The sequence below is a fragment of the Streptomyces flavofungini genome (assembly GCF_041028215.1).
GTDB lineage: Bacteria > Actinomycetota > Actinomycetes > Streptomycetales > Streptomycetaceae > Streptomyces > Streptomyces flavofungini_B.
On record NZ_JASKYR010000520.1, the window covers coordinates 1 to 5,589 of the forward strand.

The window sequence follows — 5,589 nt, forward strand, 5'->3', positions numbered from 1 at the left end:
GGCGGACAGTGCGCAGCGAGGCTGGTGGTGCTCGGTGCGGCAGGTGGTGCGCGGGTGGCGTGGGCGTCGGGGTCGCGGACCGGTGACAGGCGCACCCCCTGGACCACGACGGCCGGGCCACCCGCGACACCCCACACTCTCCGCCGTTCCGGGCTCCGGCGGCAGGCCGGGACGTTCCTGGCCCTGACACGGCCCCCCGGCCGCGGCGGGCGGCGGGGGACAATGGCGCCATGACGACGGACAGCACGGTGAAGGCGCCCGGCGGCACGGAACTCGGCAGATACCTCCGCGCCCGCAGGGCCCGCGTCACCCCCGCCGAGGCGGGCCTCCCCGCGGGCACGGGCCTGCGCCGCACCCCGGGCCTGCGCCGCGAGGAGCTGGCGACGCTCGCCGGAGTGAGCGTCGACTACTACACCCGTCTGGAGCGGGGCCGCGAGAACAACCCCTCGCCCGCCGTCATCGACGCCCTGGCCCGCGCGCTGCGGCTGTCCGGCGACACCCATGAGCGCCTGTACGAACTGGCCGAGCTGGCCTCGGGCCGCCTCACCGAACCGCACCCCACCGCCGACGACACGGTCCGCGCCTCCACCCTGCGGATGCTGGAGGCGCTCGCCCCGCTCCCCGCGTACGTGGTGAGCAGGTACAGCTACATGCTGGCCGCCAACGCCCCCGGCAAGGCTCTCCTCCCCGGCCTCTGGGACTGGCCCGCCGAGCAGCGCAACGTCACCCGGTACCTCTTCCTGCACCCGGTGGGCCGGGTGCTCTACCGCCCCTGGGAGGAGACGGTCGCCACCTCCGTGGCGCATCTGCGCGCGGTCGGCGGCGCCGACACCGACTCACCGCGCCTCGCGAACCTGGTCGGCGAACTGCTGCTCAAGTCACCGGACTTCGCCCGCATCTGGGAGCGGTACGACGTGTGCGAGCGCGGCGGCGGCAGCAAGTCCTTCGACCACCCCGAGGTGGGCGCGATGGCCCTCACGTACGAGGTGATGACGCTGGCCAGGACGGGCGGCCAGCGCATGGTGGTCTACCAGGCCAAGCCGGACACGCCGGACGAGAAGGCGATGCTGGGCCTGGCGCCCCAGGACTGACCGGGGGCCTGGCCGCACTCCTTGGCCGGGCGGCCCGGCCAAGGGGTCACTCCTCCGCCGGATTCGCGGGGCAGGAGCTCCCGTTCGCGGGCATCTCGCCGTACAGCAGGAAGCCGTCCACCTTGTCGTGCACGCACTTGGAGCCGAGGTAACCCGTGTGCCCGTCGCCCTTGTTGTCCAGGACGATCGCCTGGGAGCCGAGCCGCCGGGCGGTCTCCACGGTCCAGCGGTAGGGCGTGGCGGGGTCGCCGCGGGTGCCGACGAGCAGCAGCTCGGGCGAGCTGACGTCCCGTACGGACTTGCGGATGTAGTCGGTGCCCGGAGGCCGCCCGAAGCAGAGCAGCACCGGCATCAGCATCGACCTGCCGAAGACGGGCGAGGCCTCCTCGAACTCCCTCTGGAGCCGTCCGACCTCCTTCTCGATGCGCGCGGCGTCCGGCCGGTCGGGGTCGTCGGCGCAGTTCACGGCCATCAGGGCGGACGTCATGTTGTCCATGGGCACCGCGTCGCGCCCGCGACGGACAGCCGGGGGCAGGGCTCCGCGCACCGCCCCGCCGAGTCCGCCGCTCATCCGGAGCAGCGCCCGGGGGTCGCCGTCCGCGAGGAGCGCGCCGAGGGCCTGGGAGAGGGCGGGCCAGGCCTGCCTGCTGTAGAGGGCCTGGCCCAGGACGCCGACGACGTCCTGGCCGCTGAACTGCGCCCCGTCCATGGCCTGGAGCGGCATCTTGTCGAGGTCCTCGATGATCTGCCGCATGCTCTGGCGCGCGGACCGCGCGTCGGTGCCGAAGACGCAGCCCGGGTTCCGGGTGCACCAGGACAGGAAGTGGTCGAGGGCGGTCTGGCGGCCCTCCGCGGTGACGCGCTGCTGCTCGGCGATGGGCTCGGTCAGCGTGTCCACGCCGTCGAGCACCATGCGTCCGACGTTCTTGGGGAACTGGGCGGAGTAGACGGCGCCGATCCGCGTCCCGTAGGAGAAGCCGAGGTAGTTGAGCTTCTTGTCGCCGAGGGCCTGGCGCATGACGTCGAGGTCGCGCGAGACGTTGACCGTGCCCATGTGCTCAAGGACAGGGCCCGACTTCTCCGCGCAGATCGCGGCGTCCTTGCGCAGTTCGGCTAGTACGGCCGCCGGGTCGTCGGTGCCCGTCCCCGGGCCGCCCTGGATCGCCCCGGCGCCCATTCCGGTGTCGCCGCAGGTCACCGGGGCGCTCTCGCCCACGCCCCGGGGGTCGAAGGAGACGACGTCGTACTCCTTGCTGAGGAAGGAGAAGTCCTTCTGCGATCCGGCGAGCGCGGAGACCCCGGGCCCGCCGGGGCCGCCGAAGTTCAGCAGCAGGGAGCCACGCGGCTTCCCCGTCGAGCTGGACTTCATGCGGATCATCGCGAGGTCGACGGTTCCGGCGGCGGGACGGGCGTAGTCGACGGGCACCTCGACGTGCCCGCACTTGACGTCCTTGGCGCCGCCCGCCCCTTCCGCCATGGCCTCGGTCTCGCCCTCGCAGGCGGCCCATTCGATCTTCTGCGAGTAGAACCGCGACAGGTCGGGCCCTCCGTGACCGCCGTCGGCGGCGACAGCGGCCGGAGTCGGCACGCCCGCTCCCACCACGGCCAGTACGGCGACGCCGGCGAGTGCACAAGCTCCGCGCACGGCAACCTCCCTGGGTGTGCCCCTCGCTCACCCTAAGCGCCCACTCCGGAGCCCGCCCGTTCGACGGTGACGGTACGCACACACCGGCTACGCTCGGTACAGCCTCCCGTGTCTCAGTCCCGCTCAAGAATGGCGGTCACGCCCTGGCCGCCCGCCGCGCAGATGGAGATGAGCCCGCGCCCCGGGCGCCCCCGCTCGGCGAGGAGCGCGGCGAGGGTCGCGACGATGCGCGCCCCGGTGGCGGCGAAGGGGTGTCCGGTGGCGAGGGAGGACCCGGCGACGTTGAGGCGCGCCCGGTCGACGGTGCCGAGACCCCGCTTCTCCCAGGCGGCGAGCGTGGCGAGCACCTGCGAGGCGAAGGCCTCGTGGACCTCCACGAAGTCGAAGTCGGCGAGGTCGAGCCCCGCGCGCCGAAGCATCCTCGGCACGGCGTGGGCGGGCGCCATCAGGAGCCCGTCCTCCCCGTCGGCGATGTCACCGCGCACGAAGTCGACGGCGGCGGTCTCGCAGGCGGTGAGGTGGGCGAGCGGTTCAAGTCCGCGCGCGCTCGCCCACTCCTCGCTCCCGAGCAGCGTGACGGCCGCGCCATCGGTCAACGGCGTCGAGTTCCCCGCCGTCATGGTCGCCGTCGCGGGCTGGTCGAGGCCGAAGACGGGCTTCAGGCGCGCCAGTTGCTCCGGGGTCGAGCCGGGCCGCAGGTTCTGGTCCCGGGTCAGCCCGCGGAACGGCACGACGAGATCGCGGAACAGCCCCCGCTCGTACGCGGCGGCGAGCCGCTGGTGGCTCAGCGCGGCGAGCTCGTCCTGCGCCTCGCGGGTGATGCCCCAGGCGCAGGCGGTCACGGCGGCGTGCTCGCCCATCGAGAGCCCGGTGCGGGGTTCGGCGTTGCGCGGGATGTCCGGCACCAGGTGCCGGGGCCGCACCCCGGCCAGCGCCTTGAGCCGACCGCCCCTGCCGGTGGCGCGCCGCGCGGCGAGGAGGACGCGGCGCAGTTCGTCGTTGACTCCGAGCGGGGCGTCGCTCGCGGTGTCGGCGCCACCGGCGATCCCGCTCTCCACCTGGCCGAGCATGACCTTGTTGGCGACGGCGACGACGGCCTGGAGTCCGGTGCCGCACGCCTGCTGGATGTCGTAGGCGGGCGTACGGGGGTCGAGCGCCGACCCGAGCAGGGACTCACGCGCGAGGTTGAAGTCGCGGCTGTGCTTGAGCACCGCTCCGGCGGCGAACTCGCCGACAGCGCCGGGACCTCGCAGCCCGAACCGCTCCACGAGCCCGTCGACGGCGGCGGTGAGCATCTCCTGGTTTCCGGCGGTCGCGTACGGACCGTCCGAGCGGGCGAAGGGAATCCGGCTGCCGCCGAGCACGGCGACGCGGCGCACGTCGGGCAGTCTCATGGCTCGCATGTCTCGACCAACTCCTGACTCTTGAGTAACCTTACTCCGAAGTAAATTTACGACCGAGCCGGGAGTTGGACAATGGCCGACCGCTACCTGAACTTCACCGCCACGGCGCCCGGCCGTTTCCTCACCCGCCGCCTGGGCCTCCCGCAGCCGACGCCGCTGCGCCGCTGGTCGCCGGAGCACCGGCGGCTCGACGGGGAGCTGCTCCTGCTGACGGCGGGCACCTCACGCCACGGCGACGACGTACGGGACCTGCTCGCGGCGGCGGGCCACGCGGTCTCCGACTCAACTGGCGGCGCGCCCGCGTCCGTTGTCCTGGACGCCACGGGCGTGGCGGACGTGGCGTCGCTCTCCGGCGTGCACGCGGCGCTGCACCCGGTGGTGCGGTCCGTGGCGGACCACGGCCGGGTCGTGGTCCTCGGCACCCCGCCCGACCCGGCCGACCACCACCAGGCCGCCGCGCAGCAGGCGCTTGAGGGGTTCGTGCGCTCCCTGGCCAAGGAGCTGGGGCGGGGCCGCACCGCCTCGCTCGTACGGGTGCCGGGGCCCATCGCGTCGGCCGAGTCGACCCTGCGGTTCCTGCTCTCCCCCAAGTCGGCGTACGTCACCGGGCAGGTGATCGAGACGGGCCCCTGCGAGGCGGTGGCGGGCCCCACGGACCCGGAACGGCCGCTGACCGGGCGTACGGCCCTGGTGACCGGGGCCGCGCGGGGCATCGGCGCGGCCGTGGCGGAGGTGCTCGTACGGGACGGCGCCGAGGTCGTCGTCCTCGATGTGCCGTCCGCGGCGGCGGAGTTGCGGCGGGTCGCGGAACGGCTCGGCGGTACGGCCCTGCCGCTGGACATCACCGCCGCCGACGCCGGGGAACGGATCGCGGCGGCGGCGCCGGGGGGCGGCCTCGACGTCCTCGTCCACAACGCGGGCATCACGCGGGACCGGAAGCTGGCGAACATGGGGCGGGACCGCTGGGACCCGGTCCTCGACGTCAATCTCGCCTCCGTCCTCACCACGACGGACGCGCTGCTCAAGGCCGGGGCGATACCCCCCGGCGGGCGCGTCGTCGCCACCGCCTCCATCGCCGGGATCGCGGGCAACGCGGGCCAGACGAACTACGCGGCGAGCAAGGCGGGGGTGGTGGGCCTGGTCCGCTCGCTCGGGCCCCGGGCGCTGGCGGAACACGGGGTCACGGTGAACGGGGTCGCGCCCGGTTTCATCGAGACGAAGATGACGGCGGCGGTTCCGCTGCTGATCCGGGAGGCGGGCCGCCGGATGAACTCCCTCGCGCAAGGGGGTCTGCCGGTGGACGTGGCCGAAGCCACGGCGTGGCTGGCGCAGGGAGGGGTGAACGCGCAGGTSATACGGGTTTGTGGGCAGAGTTTGCTCGGCGCGTGAGCTGGCGGGGGCGCCTGGTGCGGGGTCCTGTCCCGCCGCTCCGCGGCGGATGTCTCCCACC

General features: G+C 73.9%; 4 protein-coding genes. 2 read left to right on the plus strand and 2 right to left on the minus strand.

Annotation, left to right across the window (positions count from 1 at the left end; all coding sequences use genetic code 11):
* Positions 1 to 230: 230 nt before the first annotated feature.
* Positions 231 to 1,091 carry a helix-turn-helix transcriptional regulator gene (locus tag AB8Z36_RS28580; protein WP_369216273.1) on the plus strand — a complete coding sequence of 287 codons (861 nt, stop codon included), beginning with the start codon at positions 231 to 233 and terminating at the stop codon, positions 1,089 to 1,091.
* Positions 1,092 to 1,137: 46 nt separating this feature from the next.
* On the opposite strand, the gene AB8Z36_RS28585 is transcribed toward AB8Z36_RS28580, so the two are convergent.
* A complete protein-coding gene (locus AB8Z36_RS28585; RefSeq protein ID WP_369216274.1) occupies positions 1,138 to 2,736 on the minus strand; it encodes an alpha/beta hydrolase in 1,599 nt (532 codons plus the stop codon).
* A 113-nt stretch (positions 2,737 to 2,849) separates the two neighbouring features.
* The gene (locus tag AB8Z36_RS28590) at positions 2,850 to 4,130 is read right to left on the minus strand and encodes an acetyl-CoA C-acetyltransferase (protein WP_440582019.1); all 1,281 of its coding nucleotides are present in this window, start codon (positions 4,128 to 4,130) and stop codon (positions 2,850 to 2,852) included.
* 81 nt (positions 4,131 to 4,211) lie between these two features.
* Between AB8Z36_RS28590 and AB8Z36_RS28595 the strand changes: the two genes are divergently transcribed.
* Positions 4,212 to 5,528 carry a 3-oxoacyl-ACP reductase gene (locus tag AB8Z36_RS28595; RefSeq protein ID WP_369216276.1) on the plus strand — a complete coding sequence of 439 codons (1,317 nt, stop codon included), beginning with the start codon at positions 4,212 to 4,214 and terminating at the stop codon, positions 5,526 to 5,528.
* Positions 5,529 to 5,589: the final 61 nt, after the last annotated feature.

Coding starts and splice junctions, on each gene's coding strand:
- AB8Z36_RS28590 (WP_440582019.1), bottom strand. CDS start 4,130: ATGAGACTGCCCGACGTGCGCCGCGTCGCCGTGCTCGGCGGCAGCCGG.
- AB8Z36_RS28580 (WP_369216273.1), top strand. CDS start 231: ATGACGACGGACAGCACGGTGAAGGCGCCCGGCGGCACGGAACTCGGC.